17 protein-coding genes are annotated in these 23,504 nt (G+C 61.0%); 4 read left to right on the top strand and 13 right to left on the bottom strand.

The genetic code is table 11. The features are described from left to right. Window positions 1-114: 114 nt before the first annotated feature. Window positions 115-852 (bottom strand): GH12 family glycosyl hydrolase domain-containing protein, encoded by a 738-nt coding sequence (locus PYV00_RS15915; RefSeq protein ID WP_275229288.1) that lies wholly within the window; start codon window positions 850-852, stop codon window positions 115-117. Between the two features lie 707 nt (window positions 853-1,559). Between PYV00_RS15915 and PYV00_RS15920 the strand changes: the two genes are divergently transcribed. Further along, complete coding sequence (locus PYV00_RS15920) at window positions 1,560-2,666, top strand: acyltransferase family protein (RefSeq protein WP_275229289.1); 1,107 nt, start codon at window positions 1,560-1,562, stop codon at window positions 2,664-2,666. Here PYV00_RS15920 and PYV00_RS15925 read toward each other — a convergent pair. After that, a complete protein-coding gene (locus tag PYV00_RS15925; RefSeq protein WP_275229290.1) occupies window positions 2,649-4,421 on the bottom strand; it encodes a right-handed parallel beta-helix repeat-containing protein in 1,773 nt (590 codons plus the stop codon). The genes PYV00_RS15920 and PYV00_RS15925 overlap by 18 nt on opposite strands. 103 nt (window positions 4,422-4,524) lie before the next feature. On the opposite strand from PYV00_RS15925, the gene PYV00_RS15930 reads away from it, so the two are divergent. Next, entirely contained in the window at window positions 4,525-5,841 is a 1,317-nt protein-coding gene (locus PYV00_RS15930) for an O-antigen ligase family protein (protein ID WP_275229291.1), read from the top strand. Between the two features lie 180 nt (window positions 5,842-6,021). Here the strand turns inward: PYV00_RS15930 and PYV00_RS15935 are convergent, their stop codons facing one another. The 8 genes from PYV00_RS15935 to PYV00_RS15970 all read right to left on the bottom strand — a co-directional run bounded on the left by PYV00_RS15935 (window position 6,022) and on the right by PYV00_RS15970 (window position 15,760). Continuing rightward, complete coding sequence (locus PYV00_RS15935) at window positions 6,022-6,603, bottom strand: 2OG-Fe(II) oxygenase (RefSeq protein ID WP_342803819.1); 582 nt, start codon at window positions 6,601-6,603, stop codon at window positions 6,022-6,024. Window positions 6,604-6,963: 360 nt separating this feature from the next. After that, the gene (locus PYV00_RS15940; RefSeq protein WP_275229292.1) at window positions 6,964-8,199 is read right to left on the bottom strand and encodes a hypothetical protein; all 1,236 of its coding nucleotides are present in this window, start codon (window positions 8,197-8,199) and stop codon (window positions 6,964-6,966) included. Between the two features lie 5 nt (window positions 8,200-8,204). Beyond that, window positions 8,205-9,416, bottom strand: coding sequence for a hypothetical protein (locus PYV00_RS15945; protein WP_275229293.1), 1,212 nt, complete (start codon window positions 9,414-9,416; stop codon window positions 8,205-8,207). 116 nt (window positions 9,417-9,532) lie between these two features. Further along, window positions 9,533-11,263, bottom strand: coding sequence for an ABC transporter ATP-binding protein (locus PYV00_RS15950; RefSeq protein WP_275229294.1), 1,731 nt, complete (start codon window positions 11,261-11,263; stop codon window positions 9,533-9,535). Continuing rightward, a complete protein-coding gene (locus PYV00_RS15955; RefSeq protein ID WP_275229295.1) occupies window positions 11,260-12,549 on the bottom strand; it encodes a polysaccharide pyruvyl transferase family protein in 1,290 nt (429 codons plus the stop codon). Before PYV00_RS15955 ends, PYV00_RS15950 begins: the two co-directional genes overlap by 4 nt. 85 nt (window positions 12,550-12,634) lie before the next feature. Continuing rightward, window positions 12,635-13,519, bottom strand: a complete 885-nt coding sequence (locus PYV00_RS15960; RefSeq protein ID WP_275229297.1) for an N-acetylneuraminate synthase family protein — start codon at window positions 13,517-13,519, stop codon at window positions 12,635-12,637. A 64-nt stretch (window positions 13,520-13,583) separates the two neighbouring features. Further along, window positions 13,584-14,531 (bottom strand): hypothetical protein, encoded by a 948-nt coding sequence (locus tag PYV00_RS15965; protein ID WP_275229299.1) that lies wholly within the window; start codon window positions 14,529-14,531, stop codon window positions 13,584-13,586. Further along, on the bottom strand, window positions 14,528-15,760 hold the full coding sequence (locus tag PYV00_RS15970) for an acylneuraminate cytidylyltransferase (protein ID WP_275229300.1): 1,233 nt from the start codon (window positions 15,758-15,760) through the stop codon (window positions 14,528-14,530). The genes PYV00_RS15965 and PYV00_RS15970 overlap by 4 nt, the downstream gene beginning before the upstream one ends. A 65-nt stretch (window positions 15,761-15,825) precedes the next feature. Between PYV00_RS15970 and PYV00_RS15975 the strand changes: the two genes are divergently transcribed. Together PYV00_RS15975 and PYV00_RS15980 are read left to right on the top strand one after the other, a co-directional pair. Next, window positions 15,826-16,653, top strand: coding sequence for a polysaccharide biosynthesis/export family protein (locus PYV00_RS15975; RefSeq protein WP_275229301.1), 828 nt, complete (start codon window positions 15,826-15,828; stop codon window positions 16,651-16,653). A gap of 31 nt (window positions 16,654-16,684) precedes the next feature. After that, window positions 16,685-18,847 carry a GumC family protein gene (locus tag PYV00_RS15980; protein ID WP_275229302.1) on the top strand — a complete coding sequence of 721 codons (2,163 nt, stop codon included), beginning with the start codon at window positions 16,685-16,687 and terminating at the stop codon, window positions 18,845-18,847. A 30-nt stretch (window positions 18,848-18,877) separates the two neighbouring features. Here the strand turns inward: PYV00_RS15980 and PYV00_RS15985 are convergent, their stop codons facing one another. The 3 genes from PYV00_RS15985 to PYV00_RS15995 form a co-directional block, all read right to left on the bottom strand. Then, window positions 18,878-19,960 (bottom strand): glycosyltransferase, encoded by a 1,083-nt coding sequence (locus tag PYV00_RS15985; RefSeq protein ID WP_275229303.1) that lies wholly within the window; start codon window positions 19,958-19,960, stop codon window positions 18,878-18,880. A 36-nt stretch (window positions 19,961-19,996) separates the two neighbouring features. Then, on the bottom strand, window positions 19,997-22,366 hold the full coding sequence (locus PYV00_RS15990; RefSeq protein WP_275229304.1) for an O-antigen ligase family protein: 2,370 nt from the start codon (window positions 22,364-22,366) through the stop codon (window positions 19,997-19,999). A 664-nt stretch (window positions 22,367-23,030) separates the two neighbouring features. Then, a partial coding sequence (locus tag PYV00_RS15995; protein ID WP_275229305.1) for a hypothetical protein occupies window positions 23,031-23,504 on the bottom strand: 474 nt, incomplete at its 5' end.

Genomic DNA, 23,504 nt, shown 5'->3' on the forward strand with positions numbered 1-23,504 from the left:
CTCCCCCTCTCGCGCACCGCGAACGCGCCGCGGCCCACGCCGCCTTGCGACGAAGGCCCTCCCCGGCGAATGTTCAGCGCGATCATGCCGGGCTTGGTGCGACCATCGCCATGTTCAGCGGTAGCCGACAGACCAACGATCGATTTGGATATGGCCAGTTCCTTTGAACGGCTCCACTCCGATGGCCACGCCGTTATACCATTCACGGCCAGTGATGACCTTCTTGCTCTTGAGCCACCGTAGCGCGGCAAGCATGTCGATGCGTCCGTTCAGCACGTCAACGCCGCCTTCTGGCATGAAGGTCACGAACTTTTCATTGCGCGCGACAATCCAGGTTCGCCCACCTGCCTCCACGAACTTGCCGATCTGCTGCCCCGTCTCGACGAAGTGGCGCGTCTTTTCCGGCGTATGCAGGAACCAGCCGATCTCGATGAGTTTCGATTCGTTGTCGTCGGGGTTGGAACGCAGATAGAATTCGGTCAGCACGTCGGCAACGCCGAGCCTGAAATCATACGACCACGCGAAGCTTTGCGACAGCGCGGAGATATCGTCCACGCGGCGCGGAGTGACGGGCGCTTCAGCCGCGCCGCCATCATAATTACCGTGCCCGATTCCCATATAGCCCCAGACGCCGGCGATGCCGCCACGCGGCGAAAATGGCGGCCAGGCAAAACGTATAGCAGTGTTGTCTGGAAAGCGCGGAGGATCGACGCGCACCGTATCAGCGTGATTGCTCCAATGCCGCATCGGGCCGGATTCGGCGGCCCACGGAACCGCGAAGGCAAGATACTCACCCTTCGAAAAATTTTGGCGGTCCTTCAACTTGAGCCGGGGGTCGGTATCGACCTGCATCCATGCGAGACCAGCCACGAAGATTGCGATGACAAGAGCGATCCAGGTCAGTCTTCTTCGCTTCACCGGCAAGGAGGTGCTCACAGATTGTTGGGAGAACGGAACTGATCTTACCGGCTGGCCCTGACCTGTCCAGCTTTCATCCCGCCGCTCTCGGCCATGACCGAGAATTTCTGACCGGTTACGCTCAATTGTCCCGTATTCGTTGCGGCCGCGATGCCAAGGGCAGCGCGGCGATCGTCGAGCTAAGGCCGCTTAACAAAGTTTCCGGATCGGGCGCTGCACCTTGCTTCTCAACTCAAGGTTCAATGGAACGCTCGCGCGAACCATCCTCGACGTGCCCCATCCCCGGTTTCGCCCTGATTGATCACAGCCTCACTCAAAGACGAACTGTCCATGCGCACTCTCCTCTTGCTCGGCGAAGACCGCCATTCGCAATGTCCAATGTGATGTGCGGGATCGCGTGCAGGATCGCGCGTTTGCTACACGCTAATCGGTCGATTGCGACTGATTGACATGCCCTTCCGGAACTTGATTGCCCTTCGGCCGCAGCCGCAATGCAAACGCTCAACCTAATGACGATGAAGGGGGCGTATCATTGCGTTTGAGGCCCGTCACAGCCTGCTGATGCCAACCGCCTTGTTTCACAAGGACTAACAGCTTAGGCTCGAGCGAACCGAGAACTTCGCGACACGCAGGGACCATGGATGCTGGCGACCGGATCGACCGAAATTGACGGCGCTGTCGCACCTCTTGCCAAGGAGGGCTCGATGCTTGACCGCGTCATCGACAACGCAACAGGTGAGATCAGGTCCCTTACGGGTATTCGCGGCGCCTCCGCGGTGTGCATCGTCATTGTCCATGCCTGCCTCACGTTCGGCCTTGCGATTGGCGGCGGCCCGCTGGTCGACCTCTTCTTTGGACTTTCCGGTTTTGTCATCGCTTATGTCTATCTGCCGCGCTTCGCGCGTGGCGAGACATGGCGCGGCTTTGCGCGTGCGCGTTTTGCCAGACTCTATCCGCTGTATTTCGCCACCGCGCTCGCCTTCCTGGCGATTCGCCTGGCGGAGGCGAGCGTCGCTGGAAGCCCTCCCAAGGATGTAAATCCCACCCAGATCTTCCAGGAAATGGCGCTCGTGACTGCGCTGCCCGTGATCGGGACCGGAATCGTTTGGAACATTCCGGCTTGGTCGGTCGTGATGGAATGGTGGATCAATTTCACGCTTTTCCCGCTCATTGTCCTTTTAGGCAGCCGGGCCGCAATTCGCCCCCTTGTCGTGGTCAGTGGCATCTCGCTCGTCGCATGGGCAGGGTTCCTCATCTACGCTGACAGCCGTGGCTTCGAACTTCAGACAGGATGGATCGGATATGGCCGCGCCTGGTTCGCCTTCGGTGCGGGCTGGGTGGTTTATCGGGCGTGGCGCGAGACCAGCTGGCGCCTGCCGGCAAGGCATGGCCGCTGGCTCAGCTGGGCCTCGCTCGCGCTGACGTTCTCTCCCTATCTTACGGGCTGGGCGAGCGAATGGCTCGCCGTCCCGCTCTTTCCCATCGTCATATTTTTCCTGCTCACGCAGAAGAGCGCGATCTGCTCGTTCCTGAGTTCAAGGGCGCTGGTTTTCCTGGGCGATATATCCTATTCCATTTACCTTATGCACATTATGGTCATCAGGGCCATGCAGGCCCTGTTTCACCTGGCCCACTTCGAAAATCGCCTTCTGTTCGTGTTCAACGTCGTGGTCGTCACGCTGATCGTGTCCGTCGTCACCTACAGCTTCATCGAAAAGCCGGCGCGCAAGCTAGTGCGCGGGCGCTGAGGACGTCTCCGCCTTATTGGGACGCAGGATTGTCGCCGCGCCGCGCCCCGGCCCCCGATTGTTCCGCAAATCGACGTTTGCGTCTGCCGGCATCACTATGTCAGCGCCGGTGTTGTCCGTGATCTTCATGCGTTCCGCCGACGGACCGCCGTCGACGACAAGCGGCAAATCGCCAGCAGCGGCAATACGGTTTCGGACGATCTCCCAAGGTCCCGCACCCTGGCCGGCTTCAGCGATAATGGCTGCCGAGCCGCGCTGAAAGGGCCCCCCGGCGCGGATCTCATTATCGGCAATCTCAAAGGTGTCGGCCGATGCGCCGATCACCTCGACGATCTTGTCTAGGGAGCGGTCGAACATGAAGCGATTGCCACGAATCGCGAGCGAGCGCGTCAGTCGATAACGAAGGTCACATTCGACATTTTCGAACTGATTTGCGGACAATTCGAGCGTATCGAAATAGCTCGGAAGACAATTGCCCAGCCCTGCCTGCCCACGCCAACTAAGATGATTATTGCGGTAGGCGACGGCAATCGCACCGCGAACCTGGCCGAAGCCGGCGCTGCGCAACGCCAGAAGCGTGCGACCCTGAACCGTACCGATGGGACGCGCGCCGTACTTTAGATGAATTTGGGTGGCAGAACCGTCCTGCACGCCGACGTTATTTTCGAACACGACATTTCGCGCGGCGTAAAAGGTGGCATAGCAGAAGTTGCCGGCATTGAGCACGACATTGTCGCGGGCCAGAACGTCCACGCACCCCTCAAAATCGATGCCGACATCGGTGACCATGGCCACGCGATTGCGTGCAACATGGATGGTCTGGCCATTATTGCCCCAGATGCCGGCGATCGAACCGCTGACATCATTGTCGCAGACGTAGATATCCCTTGCCCGCCGCATATGGGCAAGATCGCCCCCTTCCTTGCGGCGCGCCCCGCCGCCCCACCAGCTGATTCCGCAAAAGCGCCCGCGATTGTGCGCGATCGCGACACGCCGGGTGAATTCGAAACGGACCAGATGGCTGGCATGGGTCACTGCGTCGACATCGCAGTCGAAGACGAGAAGATCCTCGCACAGATCGTGCGGAGCGTCCCCTGAGAAGCCGGCGGCGAGCGCCGGATCAAGCGATATGGAGCCTTGCGAGCGGCGGTAAAGGCCAAGGCGCTGGCGAGTGTGGCGCAAGGCGATGATGCCCATGCGGCGGGCCGAACAACGCGTGATCGCGATACCGCGCAAGTTATACCCGCGAACCACCGTTCCATGCGGCGCGAGCGGTTCTGGACGTTCAAACCGCAAATTGTCGATCCTGATCGGTCCCAGAAAGTGGGAAGGATCATCCTCGGGCGGGCAGATCAGAAACAAGTCCTTTTCCGCGCACTCCGCTTTGACCAGCGGGCGAGGGCCGAAACCGATGATCGAAACGGGCCTTCGAACCTGCAATTGGCGTGTGATGCGCACAACCGCACGATCGCCACCACCGATCGCGATGACCGAGGCACTGTAAAGTGCTCGCTGGAAGGCGTCGGTGTCATCGAAGACGCCGTCGAGCCGCGCGCCGAACGCCCGCAGGTCTTCCCCCTTTTCCCGCAACGCCTTGGCGTTTTGCGCATAAAGGTCGGAGCGCGCAGGAGCCCAGGCGGGCCAGTCCTGCGCCTCGCCGTCCGATTGACCGGCCGCAGCGAGCTTCACAATCGATGGCACCGCGAGCGGAGCTGCAAGTGCGAGAGCAGCCAAATTCCTGCGTGTGACGATCACATTCGCCTCGTCCCCGGATCAAATCGCCAGCATGCCAAGGGCAAGCAACTGGCGCGCCATCAAGGCCGCTTGACGGCCCTATAAGCCTCGACGATACCATCTGTTGATAGCGAACGGCCAAGGCGAAACTGTGTTTGAAAATTCTTGGCGTGACAAGGGGCTTCCCGCACCGGAAGTTCGCCTCTACTCTCCTTCGCTTTATCCCTTTTTCATCCTGTTGATCGTGCTCAACGTGGCGATCCCCAAAGCCGGCATCGCGTTCGGCGGGACGCCGTTGACTTTTGGCTATCTTGCGTTGCTCGGCCTGACCCCGCTGGGCCTGATCTTCATTGTCCAGCAATCGCGGATATCGAGCGTCGCGGCCGCGAACTTCCTATACGGCTATGTACCGATCAGTGCGTTCGCTTTGTTCAAGCTCATGTACCTGGGTTCAAACTTGGTGCTTGTCGCGTTTATCGGCATCCTACTCGTCTTTCCGGCGATCATGCTTTTGATCTACGCGCCAATCGTCGATTGCCTAACGGATCGTCAGATCGGTACAACGCTTAAATGGTCGATCAGATTCGCGGTGGCCTGGGGCTTGTTCAATTTCGCTCTGTACGCCGTTACCAAGCGGATTATCGAAATTCCCTATCTTACGGTCAACCCGCTAGATCTCGGCAACATCTACGAAAAAAACAATGCGCGCGGCGAACTCATGAAGCTCGTCTCCACATATAACAACGGAAACCTGTTTGGCGTGTGCCTCGTCATGCTCTTTCCGGTCTATGCCTATTTCGAAAAATCGCGATCGTTTCTGGGAGCATGCTGCCTGGCCATCGTCTGCACCTTGAGCCGAACGGTTTGGTTCGGCTTTCTGGGCCTCGTGCTGATAATGACATTGCTCGGGCTGATCCGCGCCGGGCGCCCCGCGTTCTGGCTCGTGGGAGCGGGCCTTCTGATTGTCGGAAGCGCGCTCGTTCCGCTGATGGGCTGGACACCGATGAAAGTGGTTCAGCCCACGATCGGCGGCCGGATCGTCTATTGGCAGGAACTCGTCCTATCGCCCTTCGGCACGCCGGAAGTGAGAGTACGCGAGGTACTCTACGCGGGCCTCCTGCAAAGCTTTGGCATCGTGGGGACCTGCGTGGCGCTTATCGCGTTCCTTTTTCCGGTGGTATACGCGATCGCGAAGATTCCGAGCCTCAATCCGTTGCGCCGGAGCGCCTTTGCCGGAATTGCCGCCTATCTGCTCATGGCGTTTTCCGATGCGGCGTTCATCTATCCACCGACGATCGTGATCTTCCTCTTCATGGTCACGCTGCTTTATCGCGCCGATGCGCGCCCAGCCTCACCCATTTTGCCTGTGACGAGCCAGACCTCGGTGCTTGAACCCTCGCGGGCACTATCGCTGGCACAAGCGGCACGCCGGATACCCTAAGGCCTCCTGGCTTTGCATCGATCCGGGGATCCTCGCTGCATGGCGGGCTTTGGCCGGCTGCGGCGGAGCTTACGGCAGGCGCGCGCGATGGCCCGCCAATGCCTGCAGCGATGGGTCGAGACGGGGGGATGATCGCGCCGCCGCGTTCCCGCGCATCGCTGCCATGGCGTTCGGCCGTCACTACCCCCAGGGACGCGCGCGATACCATTTGGTGATCACGTATTTGCGGCCCTTGCGTACCTTCATTGCGTGGTGGATGGTCGCCGGATTGGGCCGGCCGTCATCGTAAACATTATTCCACGCCACCAACTTGCCGGGCTGGGGCCTGATCGTCTTGTCGATCGCCTTGAAGCGCGTCGCGCCACCCGCCTCGACGGCGTTGAGATATATCATGAAGGTCCAGGTCCGTTGCCCGGCGACAGCGCAGAATTCCTCGTATTCCGCGCTGAACGGCTCGAAGTAGTCGGTATGCCCCTTGAACTCCTGGCCGGTCTCGTAACGCTGCCCCTGCAGCGGCTCACCATGGCGCGGATCGATCGCGCTCATCTGTTCGAGCATCGCTTCTAGCCGGGCGACAGCTTCGTCGGCCTGATCGAGATCGCAGGTCTCGCTCGTTCGAAATGCATCGTCACCGTTGTAGTTGGAGATGGCGGAGGGACGGCGCTGCTTCTCGATGAGAGCGATGAGCGCTTCGCAGTGCGCTTCGTCGAGAAAGTCGCGCTTGATGAACATTTCCAGCTGCTGCGAAGCGACACGCTGCATGCCTGGAACCGTTGCGAGATGGGCAGCTGAGGTGTTCTTGCGGTAGCAACTCTTGTCTACCGATGGCGGTAGCTCGCGGCCGAAAGCTGGCGCGTCGACGAGACTGCCACTCCAATACGTCACGGTCTCGTTCCTCGATTCGCCCTTGCCGCGCCTCGACAAAACCTAGCAGGGCCGCCCCGCCTGGCAATCGGCGACGAGCCAAGGCGCGCTGCTCGCCCGCGCCTCGATTATTCCTCCAGCAGAAACACATGGCAACATCGCATGCGGATGGGCGCATTGTGCCTGCACTGATCGCACATCTCGGCATATCATCTCATGGAACTACGCGGCCCGTCTGCGCTCAAACCAGGCGCGCTGTCAGGTGAGTTCGAGAAGGGCCAGTGCCGCGCGCTCACTGGCCCTTGCATCGACAATACCGATTTCCTCCTCAAGGACCTCCCAGCGAACGGTCACAAGGCCGCTCGATTGACGCAACGCACTGAGGGTTTCGGAAAGCTCGACCGGCGTTCGGCTCACGCATACACCGAGCTCTTCAAGCCACAGCTGCTTGGCGGCTTCCGATTTCTCGGCGAAGGCATGGCCGGGAATGGGCAAGCATATCACCGGACGTTTCATGATCAGGCTTTCGAGCAGGCCAGTGGAATAGTGGCCGATCGTTGCATGGACTTCGCCAATCGCGGCGTCGATTGGCCGTTCACCGCAATCATGTATCACGGCGAATTCCAGCCGGTTGCCAAGTTCCTCGAGAACACCGTCGCCCTGTCTGGGGTGCGTGCGGATAACGACCTCGATCGGATGTTGGCGGTTGGCGAGATTGAGCCCCTGGGCAAGAAGGTCGAGCGCAGCGAGCGCCGCTGCCCGCTCGACCTTGCCATGCTCGGCAAAGGGCTGCGAGAGATAAAGCAAGCGAAGCGATCCGCCCGCGGTGATCGAACGGGCGCTCGGCCCATGCGCGAGGCGATCGAAGCGCGGCACTCCGGTTACCGAAATCGTTTGTGCTGAAGCGCCGGCCCGCCGCCATTTTTGCGCGTAATGCGCGGATGCTGCAAGAATCGCGGCGTGATCGAACATGCCGTACGCTGCGATTGGTGGAAGCAGCCTTGCGCGATTGATGAGCGGCGCCATCGCGGCCTTAAGCCGCAGATTCAACGCCCTGGGGACCTGGTCACCGATGGCGCAAAACGGCCCCTCCTGAAGCAGGACCGTCGGGATCGCGCGCCGCCTTGCAGCGGTCAGCACCGCAGTTTCGGCATACATCCGGTCATGGCATGTCACAACGACGCCGGGCCTCGGATCGAGAAGCCGCGATGCGCATTGCACAAGCCGCTCATAGGCCATCGGCCCGCCACTCAGCAGCATGTTGATCGTTTGGCTTGCGGTCGTGCGGCGGATGCCGCAGGCCTCTGGCGAGAACGCATGTACCTCGCCGTTACCATCGTAACGCGTGCGTCCTCCCGAGCGCAGGTTGAACGGCTGAGTGTCAATGAAAACGAATCGCGCGCCGGGATCCCTTTGCGCGATCGCGCGCTCGACGAGAGCTAGCGTATGCCCGGATGAGCCGCCGGTACCGACCAAGGCGAAGGTGCGGGGCATTTCGGTTATCCGCCTCTTTGGAGAGCGAGCGGGGGAGCTCTCTCGCTCAAAAGCGTAATGAGCGCTTCAGCACCACGCCGCGCCGCCTTGCCGTCAAGTTCCCCCAGGATTTCCATGACGCGATCGAGCCGGGGCGCGACGTGTTCCTGGCGCAAGGCGGCGCGCCCGGCTACGACTTGCTCCGCAAAGCTGTCCGCGCCGCCAAGCGCCTCGCTCACCTTGCGCTGCTTGGCTGCTTCGCTTTGCGATCGGAAAGCGTCCTGTGCGACCGGCACGCAAAGGACTGGTGCGCCAACAACGGCCGCTTCAAGCATGGCGACAGAGTAATGGCCGACCACCAGCGAGGCCGAGCGCGCCGCTTCTGCCACCGGAATTTGGCCGTGTTCTTCAACGACGCTGCCGGTCACGGCATCGCGCAAGACCGCCAAGCCATCGCCACGAGCTCGGGGATGAGACCGCAAAACGATCCGATGCACCAGTCCGCGGCCAACCTCGTTGAGCAATCTGGCCGTCAAGGCATGGAGATTGGCCTCGCGCACCGGATCGATAATGCCATCCTGCGCGAGCGGCTGCTGAAGATAGAGAATTTCTTGCGACCTTGCTTCATCGCGTTCCCGGCAGCATTCCTCACACAACGCATCGAGGCGCGGAGCCCCGATCGAAACTACGTTTTCCTTCGTTTTGGTTTGGTCCATGAAGGTCAGCGCGTCGCCTAACGTCGTCGCCAGAATGAGGTCATACCGGATCAGCGTCCCGTAAGTTTCGCTGCGCGGCACGAAGCGTAGCGCTCCGCCTGCCCGTCCGATCGTGGTGAGCGGACCGGGTTGGGCAAGTGCAATCGGAATTTCTCGAAATCTTGCCCCGAGGACAAAGGCAGCCTGGATGAAGGTCTTGTCGCTACTCACGACAACAAGGTCGGCGCCGCGCGCCTTGAGAAACGCTCCAGCCTGATCGCGGGTACGCACAAAGGTCCTGCGGCCTTGGCCGAACGGCCATCTGTAGCGCCGCATCTGACGAGGCGAAAGCGGAGCGTGCATCCCAAACCCAGCGGGATCTGCGCGAACGATCTGTCCCGGCCCATCGTAGGGGGAGGCTTTGGCCGGCAATGACACAGTTCCTCGAATATCGATCGGAAGGATTTCAACGGTCGGAGCGATAGCGGCGACTTGCGCCATGATCGCGGCCAGCGTCTGGTCGGCCGCGCCGCCGGTGAGCAAGACCGCGATCCTTCGGGCACGCATCTACTTGAGAGCCTCTCCACTCGGGCGGCACAATGCGGCGCCGGGCCCAGATTCTTGTTTCTCGCGCTCATGCCGCAACGACCGCGAAGCGACTAGCAAGCGAGGCGCTCGGTCAGAACGCCTGCGTCCATCTCGAATATCCGATCACACACCTCGAGCGTAGTGGGCCGATGCGCGATGAGCACGATAGTGGTCCTACCGCGAAGTTCTTGAAGGGTTTGGGTCACAAGCTTTTCGGAGCGACTGTCGAGCGCGCTGGTGGGCTCATCCATCACGATAAGCTCCGGCTTGCCAAGAAGCGCGCGCGCGATCGAGAGCCGCTGGCGCTGCCCCCCGGACAAGTCACGGCTGCCAGGCCCAAGCTGAGTGTCATAGCCCTGCGGCAGTCGCATGATTTCATCATGGATGTGAGCGGCCCTGGCGGCGGCTTCAACATCGTCATCGCTGAAGCCTGGGCGAAAAAAGCGGATATTGGCACGCACGGTGCCGAACACGAGCTTGCTGTCCTGCGGCACGAAGGCGCTGAGGCGGGACCATGACTGCGCCGATACAGCCTCCAGTGGGACATCGCCGACCAGCACTTGCCCCGCCGTCGGCAAGCGCAGACGCAGCAGCAGCGCGCTCAACGTGCTCTTCCCCCCTCCGGAAGGGCCGACAATACCGATCACTTCCCCTGGCCTGATCACGAAATGCAGGCCTTTCAGTACTGTCTCCTCTGCACCATACTGATAGCAAAGGTTGCGAACCCCAAGGGTGTCGAACCGGTCGATATCGATCTCGCCCGCTGGCCAGGAATGCGTCTCGAGCGCGTCGAGATCGGCCTCGATCGCTTGGACGAAGGGAGCGATCTCGCGCGCAACGTGCGTGGCGCGCTGGACCTGGCGCAGCGAGGCGAGCGCACGAACCAGAAGAAGCGCCAGCGGCGCCAAACCGGCGAGATAGGATGGCTCGATGCTCGCGACAATCGAAACGAGGATCAACACAAAACCTATCGTACCGTATTGGAAGAGATTGGGGACAAGGCGCCCTTCGAAACGCAAGCGGCCCATCGCGCGCGCTGCCGAGCGTATGTCCGCGTTGAGCATGTCCGCCACGGGTCGTTCGACATGGTAGGCCGCGATCTCAGTGGACACGCGCGCCGCCTGAGCGACGCGACTGACGATCTCGCGGTTCGTTAAGGTAGGTTTGGTAGCGTCCTCACGCAGCCAGCGGCCAACCGGCGAGAGCAGGACGGTGCAGATCGCGAGACTGGCGATCAAGAGCAGGGCGACCTCCGGCGAACTGACGATCGCGCCCGCCACGATGATGACAAACATCACCAGGTTCACAAGCGCCAGGGTCAGCTGCTGGACGACGTTTTCCGCGCGCAAGCAATAATCGCCGATCAGTTGCTGCAGGCTCCCCTCGCGCAGGGAATCACGATATTGCAGCGACGCTCCGAGATAGGCCTCCAGGATGCGGGTGCGCAGCCGTATCATCGCGCGCCAGCTGAGCGCCGCCATCAGCTTGGCCAGCGGAAACGAAATGACGATCAGCCCACCGACGGCGGCAAGGCCAAGCTGACAAGCCCGGTCCATCGGCATTTCGATCGCGTGCGCATGGGGTCCCAACCGGACCAGAAGGCCGCCGCTCGACATGGCGATGGCGACCGCTGCGACGATGTAGAGCAGCAAGGTTTCAAGCAAGCCCAATACGACCGCTAGCGCAAGCGCGATGGCGAGCAACGGCTTGTCGGGCCCGATGACGGACAGCCCGTTGCGCACGATGACCAACGGGGAACTCGTGCCTTGGGCCCGCCCACGCGAGGAAACCGGGTCAGTCATGCGATCAGCTCGAGCAGCTGCGGAACCTCGCTGGCCAGATCGGCGGCGCGCGCCGCGATGGCGAGCCGCCGATCCTCTCCTTCATCGAGCAGCGCCTTGCCCGCGGCGGTGATCGCCTCGGCGTCCGCAGCATCGGGAAAGGCGGAGTATTCAACCGGATCGGCGTATTGCAGTATTTCCTGCAAAGCCAGCGTCTTGTGTGAATTTGAACCCATCGTGACCGATGGTGTGCCGCCGAGCGAAGCCATGATACCCGGGTGCCAACGACCGCTGACAAACAGCCGGGCATGGGCCATGATTGCCGCTCCCGCCATGATGGGCGTATCGACGCGCAGGATCGGCAATTGCATTTCTCGCGCGACCGAACGCAGGAAGACGTCGCCAATACAGGTCTCTACCAGCAACACCGGTAGACCCAGGCCGCGCAGCGCCTTGGCGAGGCCGCAGTAGGATTGGGCGGCCCTTTGTTGATCGATTGCCGAATGCGAACTGCCCGACAAAACGATGTAAGGCCGCTTGGTGACGGTGGGCAGCGTCTGGCCGGTTCGGTCGAACCACGCACGCAGCCGCGACTGATCGTAAGGCGCCGCGGCTTGATCGCGAAAATGGCGTGACCAGGTGAACAAGGCGTCGGGCACGAGGCATGTCTCAATCTCGGGAAGAAACGCGCTTGCCATATCAGCTGAGCGTGGATCTCGAACCGCCACGCGCGCGCGCGCCAAAACGCCCGATGCAACCTTTGCGGTTTCATGGTTCGTCTCGCCAGCCGTCGGCTTGGAAACCATTGCGTTGACGTAAAATATCGATTTTCCCATGCGCTTGGCTAGCACGCAGATCGCCAGTGTCTGAAGAAGTGTTTCGCGCGCGGGCGTCGAAAAGATCATCTCGCCTTCGCCGTTGACCACGATTGCGTCGCAACATTCAATCTCGGAGACGATCGCGCGCGCCTTGGGCGATGCCGATTGCAAGGACCAGAGCAGGCCGGCATCGGTTCTCACGTCGTGCGATGGTACATGATAGGTTCCCACCGCATCGATGGCGCTTATGGCCATTGGTCCCAGGACCGGCACCCGCGCCACACGCGGTCTGCGGAATGCGCGCACGAGCTTTTCATAGGCCGCGGGCGACAGTCGCGCGCGCGAGGTCAATGGAGCGCTCAGCAGACTTCGTGAAATCGTGCCCACGATCTCGTGACGGGATGAAAGGATTTCGCGCAAAGCGAAGCTGGTGGCCCTGCACCCCCAGTTTGGCGAGGTTGCGTTGTCCGCGACAAGCGTCAGCCGCATGCGGCTTCTGGCATCATGATGGGCCTACTTTTGAGCCCGCGCGCAACGATAGCTCGCACGCAAAGCCGCGAACGATGATCGGCGATCAGGCGGCCGCCGCCGGGGCCGGCCGAGGCCGCCACTTGAGCTTCTCGCGCTGGGCGATCTCGACTTCCAGAATTTCCTGCGGCTTGTAGGTCAGCGACCGGGAAACGGCTCTGGCGTCTCGCACGACGCGCCGCAGCCCGTCGGGCTCGAGCGAGGCGGCGTGATCGGTTCCCTTCCAGGTGCGGTCCAGGGTGAAATGGCGCTCGACCCACTGCGCGCCGAGCGCGATGGCAGCCATGTCCGCGGCAATCCCGAGATGATGTCCGGAAAAGCCGATGGCCTTGACCACTTCGCCGAAGGCTTCGCGAAGACGGGTAATCTCGCGCAGGCACAGCTCGTCAAAGGAAACCGGATAGCCCGACGTACATGCATAGAGCACGACATCGCCGGCGCGGCCGCGGTCTTTGAAGAATGACACGATGCGGCGTTCTTCTTCCTGCGTCGTCATCCCGAGCGACAAATGAATTTCGCCCGCATAACTGTCCGCCAGAAGGCCCAGCATTTCGAAATGGAGATTGCAGGCCGAAGGAATCTTGATGAGCGAGGGGTTCAGCGACGCGATCTCGCTTGCCGAACTGGTGTCCCACACCGAGGTTGAATATTCGATGCCGTTGCGCCGGCATTCCTCGGCCAGCTCGCGGTGCTGTTCGAGCGAGAATTCCAGGAACTCGCGATGTGCGCCATAGGTCTCGCCATAGGAGTTAGCCGGATTGGGATGGGGAGCTTCATATTGAGCCTGGGTCAAAAGCTCCCGGTTATTGCGCTTCTGGAACTTCACAACGTCGGCCTTTGCATAGACCGCCGCGACCTGGATCATTTCCTTGGCGATCTGAAGATCACCCTTATGGTTGCAGCCGACTTCGGCGATGACCTTAATGCCCATGCTATCGCTCCTCTGCACGTGCTCAATCAGCGATTTAGCATCAATTTGCCGCAAAGCAAAAAGGTTAGACCGGGATATCACGTAGGTGTCGTTCCAAGGTGGCGGAGTCGCCCACCACGGCCAGAGGGTTGTGCGGCCAGGCGGCGAGCACCGCATGCATCCGCTTGAGGCCGAACAGGCCCGCTAGAAAAAAGCTGCGATCGTATTGGCCAAGATCGAGAAGGCCGGTGGAGACCGCCGCGCCGTAGGCTCGGTAGCCATAGCGCTGCGCGTGGATGGCGAGCCCGCTACGGTTGTCATCAAAAGCGATGCCGGCACCCAATGCGTCCTCGCGCGCTCGCGCGCCGTCTTCGCGCGGATGAGCGAGATATCGGACCGGCCAGGGCGAGGCGCACGCCACTTGCCGCAGCGCCGACAGGAACGCTCTTTTCGTAATGAGGCGGTCCTCCACCAGAGGCGAGCCAAGCAAGAGGAACTCGCTTCGAAACTCGGTCGCGATTGGCAGCGGCAAGCGCAGATTGCGCTGTTCGAACCTGTCGCGCACCAGGGCCCGCGAGCGATCCATTCTGCGCCTCATTATGGCGTGGGAATGAAACCCGCAAAGCGCCTGGAGAATGCCGCGCGCGGCATACCAGCGATCGCTTGTCAGATCGACGTAGTGTGACAGCCCTTCTTCCCACAGTTCGATCGAACGAATCATCGGCAAATCACAGATGAAGCGTTCGAGCGGTTCACCCTCGAGAAAGATAATGAAGTGATCTATGTCCAGATCTGCCAGCATTTCGCCGACATGACGATAATAGGCTCGATTTGTCTTTCGCGCGGCAAGCATTCGCACGGGACTGAAATCCGGCAGCGTCTCGCGGCCTAGATATCGGCCTTTCCCGGGGTAAGCCTGCGCAATCGCGCTCGCCAGGGCCGCGTCACGGAACAGGACGAAATCGGGCGCCGCGTCATTGGCGAGCAGGAAGTCAAGATGCAGCCTGCTGCGAGGCAGCGCGGCGACGGTCATCCGGCTCGTTCGCGGGTTGGTGCCGGCGCGTGCTGCGCTGCGCCGGCAAGCGCGGCTTCGATCAGGTCCGCAAGGAGCCTCACCGCGCCCCTTCCCCCGTCGGCATCAAGCACCAGTCTTGCCGCCGCAATCGCGCTGGGATGCGCATCGCGAGGCGCGGCCGACATGCCGACGTATTGCATGCATTCGACATCGTTGGTGTCGTTGCCGACATACATGCACGCAGATGCATCAAGTTCGTTGCGCGCGATCCATTGGCGCAGGAGCTCAAGCTTGCATTCCACCCCCTGAAAGTGCTCGAGCCGCAGCTTGGCGCAGCGGGCCGCGACCACCGCATTGGTTTCCTTCGAGAGCACAACCATCGGCATGCCGAGTTTGCGCAGGCGTTCGACGCCCATGCCGTCGCGGCGGGAGCACACGACGCTTTCGCGGCCATCCTGGTCCACGAATACGCGGTCATCGGTATGCACACCGTCGAAATCGAAGATGATGGCGGCCGGGACTTTGAATCGCGTACCCGCCTGCCCTGCCCGCGCAGGGATTGCCATTCGGGTGCGCAGCCTCTCCTCGGCAAGCTCGAGATCGGGCAGTTCATCGATTTCGAGGCGGTTCTCGACCGGTGTCTCGTGGAGGACGGTGGTCCCGAAGAAGCGGTGCCCAGCCACACGAAAGCCGGCGGTACGCATGGCATAGACCGCACCGGTCTCGATGAATTCGGGGCGACGTTGCTGACGCATCAGTCTTTGCGTCTTGTCATGGTTGAGGGCAATGCTTGCGCCGTTTTCGTCGCGCGCCCATAGGAAATAATGAAACGGGGCCACCGCGACGCTTGTATCAGCCGCGTCCGCGAGCAAGGCTTCAACCGTACCGTCGATATCTTGCGCGGTCGTCAAGGGCGATGTGCATTGGATGAGGAGCACGACATCGGGTACGAACGCCTCGTCGCGCTCAAGCACATCGAGCACGTGGAGCAAAGCGTCTTCCGAACGCGAGGTGTCGGAAGCAAGAGCGGCCGGGCGGCGCACGACTTGGGCGCCGAATGCCTCGCTCACGCGAGCGATCTCTTCATCATCGGTCGAAACCACGAGCCTCGTCACGTGGCGGGCGGCCGCTGCCGCCAGGATCGAATGCGCGACGAGGGGACGTCCGCCGACGATCCGCAAGTTCTTGCCAATGATGCCTTTCGAGCCGCCGCGTGCCGGTATCACGGCGAGGACCTGCACGGGCATGGGGGCATCTCCATCAAAGCCGCTCGAATTGGCTCACATTGGCATTGTGCATTGCAAACTTCGCCTTGACCCAGCAAGGTCTTATTTTAGTGTGGGGCCAAGGCAGCGAGCGCCGAATGTGGCTCGGGCAGGAAATCGGGGTAGAAATCTTGAAGCGCATTTTCAGCAGCAGCAAGGCTTCCGCTTTCTTGGTGTCGTGCGCTGCAATGATGCTTCTGCCAGGCTGTGCTTCGCATAACGCGCTGCTTGAAGGGCGCGCCACTACAGCGGAAGTCACACAAGCGCTACCGGCCCCTGACCCGCGCGAAGTCGGCGGCGCGATGCAGGATGTCTATTATTTAGGTCCGGCCGACAAGCTGACGGTGTTTGTCGTAAGCTTGCCGGAAATGACGCAAACCGTATTGGTCGACCCGGCAGGCTTTATTTCCCTGCCTATCGTCGGTCAGCTCAAGGCGGGTGGGCGCACGACCGACGAGGTTCGCGAAGATATCCGCGCTCGGCTCGCCGCGCATGTGCTGGTCAATCCCATCGTCAGTGTGGGCGTTGCGGACACTGTAAGCCAGCGCCTCGCCATAGAAGGTGCCGTGCAGGAGCCCGGCATCTACCCTATCGTCGGGACGACATCGCTGTTGCGCGCGCTCACGCTGGCGCATGGTCCGAGCAATCTGGCCAACGAGCGCGTTGTCGCGGTATTTCGCGAAGTGAGCGGCAAGCGCATGGCTGCCGTTTTCGACGTGCACATGATTCGGCAAGGCACGATGGAAGACCCGCCGATTTATGGCAACGATCTGATCGTCGTGGAACGCTCGCGTGGCAAGCAATTGCTGCGTGACGTAATCGGCACCGTGCCCCTGATTGGCGCATTTTACACTATCGATCGGATCTCGCGGTGAGGCGCATCGTGAATCACCATGGGAGCGGGCGTTGAACGAATCGACTAGTTCGCAGCAATATGCGGTAGCGCTTGGCGGCAGCGAGCGATGGTCCGACGCGGGCAATTCCCTGCGCAAGTCGGTCCAGACGCTGATTCGCAACCGCTGGGTCATCCTGGGCTGCGTGGTCCTGGCGCTGATGTTGGGCTTGGCCGTCACCCTCCTGACCAAGCCCACATATGCCGCGCGCGCGACATTCGAGGTGCAGGCCGACAAGAAGATCGTGGGCAATATCGACGATGCCGAAGGCGCGGCGGGCGCCAACGACCGCGCCTCTTTACAGACTCAGCTGACGTTGTTGCAGAGCCGGGGACTTGCTCACAGCATTGTCGACAGCCTCAACCTTGCATCGGACGCTGATTTTGGCGGCGACGACGCAAGCGATGCTCCCGATCCTGCGGTGCAGCGCGCGGCGCTGGCTCGCCAGACCAATCGCGCGATCGCGAAGGTGAATGCGAACCTTGAGGCCGCGACGCTCAACGATTCGATGGTAGTTGAGATCACCTATCGCGACGAAAATCCGCACATGGCCGCCAGAATTGCCAATGCGGCCATGGACGAATTCTTCAAATCGAATGTGGAGCGTGGCTACGCCGCATCAAGTTATGCCCGTAACTTCCTCAGCGGACGACTTGCGGAATTGCGCAAGAAACTGGAGGATTCAGAACGCGAGCTCATCGTTTACGCCGGGGACAACGGAATTCTGGCTGCGCAATCGCAGACAAGCGGCGCTATGGGATCTCAATCACTCGAATCTTCGGCGCTTGCGGCGCTGATACAGCGCGTCGCGCAAGCTCGCACCGATCGGATCACCGCAGAGCAAAGCTGGCGGCTTGGCGCTTCGGGACATGGTTCGGATTTGCCGGCGCTTCAGGATGATAATGAAGCGACAGCGCTCAAGAGTCAGTTGGCCAGCCTTGAGTCGGATTATCAGCAGAAGCGGGCGACGTTTCTGCCGGACTATCCGCCCATGCAGGAATTGAAGAGCCGTATCGATCGAACGCGCGCCCAGCTTGCGCGTATCAATCAACAGAACGTTCAAGGTCTGCGAGCGAGCTTCGAGCTTGCCCAAAGGGAGGAGCAGGCCCTGCAAGCGCAGCTCGAAAGCCTGCGGGGTTCGGTATTCGACACGCAGAACCGAGGGATTCGCTTTGCGACATTGCAGCGCGAGGTCGACACGAACCGAGCCCTGTATGATGCGCTTCTCCAGCGTTACAAGGAGATTGGCGCGGCGACCGGTAGCGAAAATGATCTGGCGCCTGTCGACAAGGCGACCGTTCCCACTTCGCCGGAAAGCCCGAAATTGTGGCTGAATCTCCTGATCGCGTTCATCATTGGCCTGGTCGCCGGCATAGCCGCTGCTTTCATCCGCGATGCCCTCGAGGATCGAATCAGCACGCCGGAGGACGTTGAGAGCAAGCTGCATCTCCCCTTGCTCGGCACGACGCCAGAAGTTAGCGGCGATGTCGTCGAGCTTCTCAACGATCGGGCATCACCTCTTGGGGAGGCGTATTTCTCGATCCAGACTGCGCTACGGCTTTCCTCGGCTGGCGCCTTGCCAAAAACAGTGCTCGTTGCGAGCTGTGAAACTGGTGAAGGCAAGACCACGACGGCGCTCGGTCTTGCGGGAAGTCATGCCGCGCGGGGGCTCAAGGTGCTCTTGATCGATGCCGACTTGCGACGCCCCTCGCTTCACCGCCAATTGGATGTGCGTCCTTCGTTCGGTCTGTCGGATGTCACGACTGGCGCTGTCGAGCCGCTCGATGCAGTCGTGCACCTTGACGATAGGAATTTCGATTTCCTTGCCGCAGGTGCGATTGCTCCCAATCCTGCGCAGTTGCTGTCGGTCGGATTTGCTGGTCCGCTAGCGGTCTTGAGCGAACACTATGATTCAATCATCATCGACTCCGCCCCAGTGTTGGGACTTGCTGACGCGCCTTTGATCGCCGATCTTGTCGATGGGTGCATATTTGTCATGGAAGCGGGCCGCAGCCGCCCTTCGACCATTCGCGCGGCCCTCAAGCGCCTGGCGAATGCCAAGGGACTATTCTACGGTATTGTCTTGACCAAATTCAACCGCCGGTTGGCCGGGTATGGCTATGATTATGAAACCTATCGGTATACCTATGGCAAGAGCGACGAGATTTCCTCGTAGATCTAGCGAGCAACAGCGCAGCGCTTTCGATCACCAGGCCTTGGCAGGTGGGCAAATCTCGCCATAGATCCGTTCGATTTCCCGATGCATCTGCACGGCCGTGAAATTCGCGAGATAATGTGCTCGTCCCTGACGCCCCATTTCCTGCAGCGTCTCGCGAGTGAGGCCGCTCAACGCACCTGCCAAGGCTTGCGGATCGTCGGGCGGTACGAGAATTCCGGTCTCACCGTGGATAACGAGCTCAGGAAGCGCATCGACGCTCGCGGCGATCACCGCCTTGCCCTGTCGCATTGCTTCAAGAGCCGCCAAGCCAAAGCCCTCCCACCGGGAGGGCATTACTAAGGCATCCGCGCGCGCAAGGCGGTGGGAAACATCGGCGCGGTCAATCCAGCCTAGCGCCTCGATATTCTCGGGCAACCCCGCGCGTGGCTCTGGTCCTGCAGCTTCCAGTCGTATCGGTTTCTCCGCGATGAGGCGGATGGCATCAACGAGGATATCAAATCCTTTCTGTCGGCAGTCCCGTCCGACGAAAAGCAGCCGGAGAATGTCTCCTTCCGGATTAATAGCCGGTATTGTTCCAGCGTTATCCTCGATGCCGTTGTAAACCATGGCAAGCCGCTCGATCGGAAGTCCGCGTTCCTTCGCAGAGAGCATCTCGAAACGTGAGATACACAGGATTTTTTCGGTCCGGCGCGCGAGCAAGCGCTCGGCAAGCGCGAAGGCGCCGCGAGCCGGCGCACCCATGCGCATATTGAACGCCCAGCCGTGCGAACAATAGACGGTCGGACGACGACACTGCCAGGCCACAAGCCCGAGCAACCGCACCACAAAACCTGCAAATGTTCCATGCAAATGGATGATGTCGGGCCTCGTCTCGAGAATGGTCTGGCGGGCCGCTTGAGCGAAAGCCCACAAGGCCCGGGGATTGCGCGCTGACGATGCAAAGGTTCGCAAATGACCGATACGAGCACTGTCGAGATAATGCACCTCGTCCATGGGCGCGAGCAAGCCAAGCCAATGCACTTGCGACGATCGACTTTGCAGCGCGATCAGTTCATTCATGTGGCTTGCGGTACCGCCCTGCAGGATTTGCGCAATATGGAGGATTCTCATTCCTTCGCCCGGTCCATCTCGACCAATAACTGCCTCCTAATGCGATGTGATCGAGAAATCAGAAATATAAAGAGGCCTGTTCTCACGCATGGCGTCAATGGACACGAGCACCCGCTGGGCTTCACATCCTTTATCCCCGATCATAAACGATCGGATGACAAATCGTGTTGTTTCATCGGAGGCTGGTTCACTTTCGTCGTGGAGGCGGATCGCCCCGCCGGCAACGCAGCGCATTGTGACAGTGAGGTCGGGATCATCATCTGTTCCTGGCCTCGTGCGATAGGACAAGTGATAGATGCCGGGCCCCAGCAGAAGAAACTGCGAGGCCGCCAATACCTTTTCGCCGGTATAGTTTGCGATGCGAAGGGCTGGTGAAGGCTCTCTGGGAGCGTTGCCAATCCTCGCGACTGCAGGTTCGATTTGCCAACCGAAAGGATAACTGGCTCCGTCAACATGCGAAAAGTTTGGATCAAGCACGCCAGCGGCGGGATCGCCCCCTGCTGGATGCAAGTTTTTCCAGCCAGCTTCGAGATCGCCGGTTTGGCCGGAACGAACCAGGCCGTCCATATAAGTTGTTGAGAGCCGATCCAATGTCGCCGCTGACAGTGATATGGCTTGAAGGCGAGCCAGGAAGAGAAGCTCGATTTCGGCCTCAAGCGGGCTCGCCGGACGTAGGGCTGCAACGAAATCGGTTTGCCAAGGCGCCGGATTCTTGAATCTTTCTGCAAATGCGTTCCTGAATGTCTCGTCTGCAAGCAAGGCGCTGGTGGCCCCAAGCACCTCATCCCTGTCAATCTCGAGACGCAGACGCGCATCGGCCATTTGTGCGGCGGTCGTCGCGCTTCCTGTCTCGATGGCGCGCCCGAACATATAGCCAAGGACCGAGGGATTTCGCCACCCCAAGTGCGCCGCGGCGAGGAAGGCTTTGTCTGCCGCCTGCCTGTGCTGGCGGGAATATTCGACCAAGCCGATCAGCGAGAGAGCCTCGCTGGAAAGCGCGTTGCGTCTTAGGGCCCTGCTGGCTTCCAGAAGCGCGATATCTGCCTCGCCCTGATTTGTGGCACTGTCGGCAAGCGCCAAGTGCGCGTTGGCGGAATAAGGTGCGAGAGCGACCGCTGCCGAGGGCGCCCCGGCCGCGAGCAGCATCCGGGCAAGTTCGAACGACATGCAAAACAAGCCGGTCAGCGCGATCACCAGTGACACGCCCCAGCGCCTTGGTTGCACGGCGGCGGTGGTCGGATCGCCGCTGTCGGTGGCACCCGCACCGGCATCGTTGCCGGAGGGCGCCGGCGGCGGGCAAAGCAGCCCGATCATGACCGCGACCAGGCTCGAAATCGCCATGGTGCGCAGCGGATAGTCCACCAGCGAGTGGAGCATCGGCACGCACAGGCAGATCGCCGCGCCATGCGCCATTGTGTCATTTCGGCGGGCCAGCGCCTTCCAAGCCAACCAGCCGATCGCTCCTGCCACCAATGCCAGGCTCGCAAGCCCGAGAAGGCCAGCCTCGACGATCACCTGCAAGGCATCGTTGTGGGCATGATTGACAAAAGTTGGGCCCACGAGATCGAGCGGCTCTATCGACTCATAGAATTCGCGAAACGTGCCGATGCCACTTCCCAGCGGAAAAGTTTGCCTGACCGCGATTTGTGACTGGGCCCAGATCGTCAGGCGGCTGAGCTTGATGGTGTCGCCTGAAAATCGCGCCAGAACGTCAGTAACAACCGAATTGGAGACGCTCAGACCGATGAGCGCGACGAGGATAGAGCCTGAGACTAGCAATGCGCCCAGGCGGGAGCGAAGCCGGATGACCGACATCGCTACGGCAAGGATGACGAGCAGGACAAGCGCTGAGCGCGAATGCGTGGTGATCGCTGCGGCAGCAAACAGCAGGCACAACGCCCCTGTCATGACGTTATGACCAATCGGGCGCCCCGTTTGTATCCGCGTGGCGCAAAGGCCGGTGGCGATGACGAGAAAATCTGCCTGATGATTGCGGTTGCCAAAGAATCCAGTTATGGTTCCGGGCACTGCATCGGCCTGAAGATAAAGTTGGCGAAGGCCGAGTTGTCCTTGAAGAACTCCGAGCAGGACCGAGCCGAATGCGATGGCGATGACCGCATCGATGGTCTTTACCCGCTCGTCGATGTTAAGCTGGATCCCCGCGAGCAGCAGGGCAACGAAACTCAAGGTGTCGATAAGCGCACCCACTGTCATTTCGGGATGGAGGCTGATCGGACGCCATCGCAGCGGGCCTGTGAAGGATTGGACAGCGAGCCAATGCTCGCTCTGGGGAGCGAGATGCCAGATAGCCTGCGGGACAGGAACGAGTTGAAGCACGGGCACGACCACCAGCCCTAATCCGATGAAGAGCGCTTGACGCGGGATTGTGAAGTGGCGGGCACGCACGACCGCAGCGACAAGGGCGCCTGTGCATAGAAACTCAATCAGCAGAATCGGACTGGGTGGCAGCAAACTGCTGCCACCCAGTCCAAGCGAGCATGCCAGTGCGGCGAGAACTGGACCTAGCCGCCACCAATCCGGCGGCTGGGCGCTTGATCCGGCGCGAGTGCGGCTTGTTCCGCCCGCGGGACGGCGGGCACGGCGTAGGTCATTGCGCGATTTCACGTGGGCAACCCTCGGCTCGTCCCAATCAAATGTTGCGTTAACCGCCTCGTTCGCATATGCAACAAGAAGAGTGGTGATTCAGGCACATTCTTCATTTTGAAGACTTTCATCCTCTCCGAGACCTCAAAGCAGGCTGCCTGATAACTTGAGTTTAGGTCTTGGAGAGCTTCGAAGGCTGGAGTTGCATTATGAAGGCGCGGAGAATCATCGCAATCTCGACGGTATCTTGGCTGCTGGCCTCATCGTGTCTGGCCTCCGCCGCACCCGGCGGGGCGGAAGCTCCGTCGGCTCCTGTTCGACCTGATGCAACTCGGCTCGGTTCTGCCAAACCGCTCGCGATGCTGAGCGCGCCGGCTCAAGCGCCAAGCGCTCGGCTTGCTGGAATGCACATGCTGGCCGAAGCCAGCACGGGCGTGGGTAGTACGTCAGGCGATGATGATTGCGATTATCGCGATAGCAATGGCGACAACCATCGACGTGCCTGCGGCGTACCTTGGTGGGGCGGTGGCAACCATCGCGCGTTGCTAGCCCTCTTGGGCTTCGGGGCCGGCTTCGGCCTTGGCGAAGCTGTAATAAATGACGACAAGTCGGGTACGCCGACGCCCACTCCGACGCCGACGCCCACTCCGACGCCGACACCCACTCCGACGCCGACACCCACTCCGACACCCACTCCGACGCCGACACCCACTCCGACGCCGACACCCACTCCGACGCCGACGCCCACTCCGACGCCGACGCCGACGCCCACTCCGACGCCGACGCCCACTCCGACGCCGACACCCACTCCGACGCCGACACCCACTCCGACGCCGACACCCACTCCGACGCCGACACCCACTCCGACGCCGACGCCCACTCCGACGCCGACACCCACTCCGACGCCGACACCCACTCCGACGCCGACACCCACTCCGAC

Origin of the sequence: Novosphingobium album (ex Liu et al. 2023) (assembly GCF_029076845.1) — a bacterium.
Lineage (GTDB): Bacteria > Pseudomonadota > Alphaproteobacteria > Sphingomonadales > Sphingomonadaceae > Novosphingobium.

Excerpts from the sequence above, each read along its gene's own strand:
- PYV00_RS15915 (WP_275229288.1), bottom strand. The coding sequence starts at position 852 with ATGCAGGTCGATACCGACCCCCGGCTCAAGTTGAAGGACCGCCAAAAT.
- PYV00_RS15920 (WP_275229289.1), top strand. The coding sequence starts at position 1,560 with ATGCTGGCGACCGGATCGACCGAAATTGACGGCGCTGTCGCACCTCTT.
- PYV00_RS15935 (WP_342803819.1), bottom strand. The coding sequence starts at position 6,603 with ATGCAGCGTGTCGCTTCGCAGCAGCTGGAAATGTTCATCAAGCGCGAC.
- PYV00_RS15940 (WP_275229292.1), bottom strand. The coding sequence starts at position 8,199 with ATGCCCCGCACCTTCGCCTTGGTCGGTACCGGCGGCTCATCCGGGCAT.
- PYV00_RS15950 (WP_275229294.1), bottom strand. The coding sequence starts at position 11,263 with ATGACTGACCCGGTTTCCTCGCGTGGGCGGGCCCAAGGCACGAGTTCC.
- PYV00_RS15955 (WP_275229295.1), bottom strand. The coding sequence starts at position 12,549 with ATGCGGCTGACGCTTGTCGCGGACAACGCAACCTCGCCAAACTGGGGG.
- PYV00_RS15960 (WP_275229297.1), bottom strand. The coding sequence starts at position 13,519 with ATGGGCATTAAGGTCATCGCCGAAGTCGGCTGCAACCATAAGGGTGAT.
- PYV00_RS15965 (WP_275229299.1), bottom strand. The coding sequence starts at position 14,531 with ATGACCGTCGCCGCGCTGCCTCGCAGCAGGCTGCATCTTGACTTCCTG.
- PYV00_RS15970 (WP_275229300.1), bottom strand. The coding sequence starts at position 15,760 with ATGCCCGTGCAGGTCCTCGCCGTGATACCGGCACGCGGCGGCTCGAAA.
- PYV00_RS15985 (WP_275229303.1), bottom strand. The coding sequence starts at position 19,960 with ATGAGAATCCTCCATATTGCGCAAATCCTGCAGGGCGGTACCGCAAGC.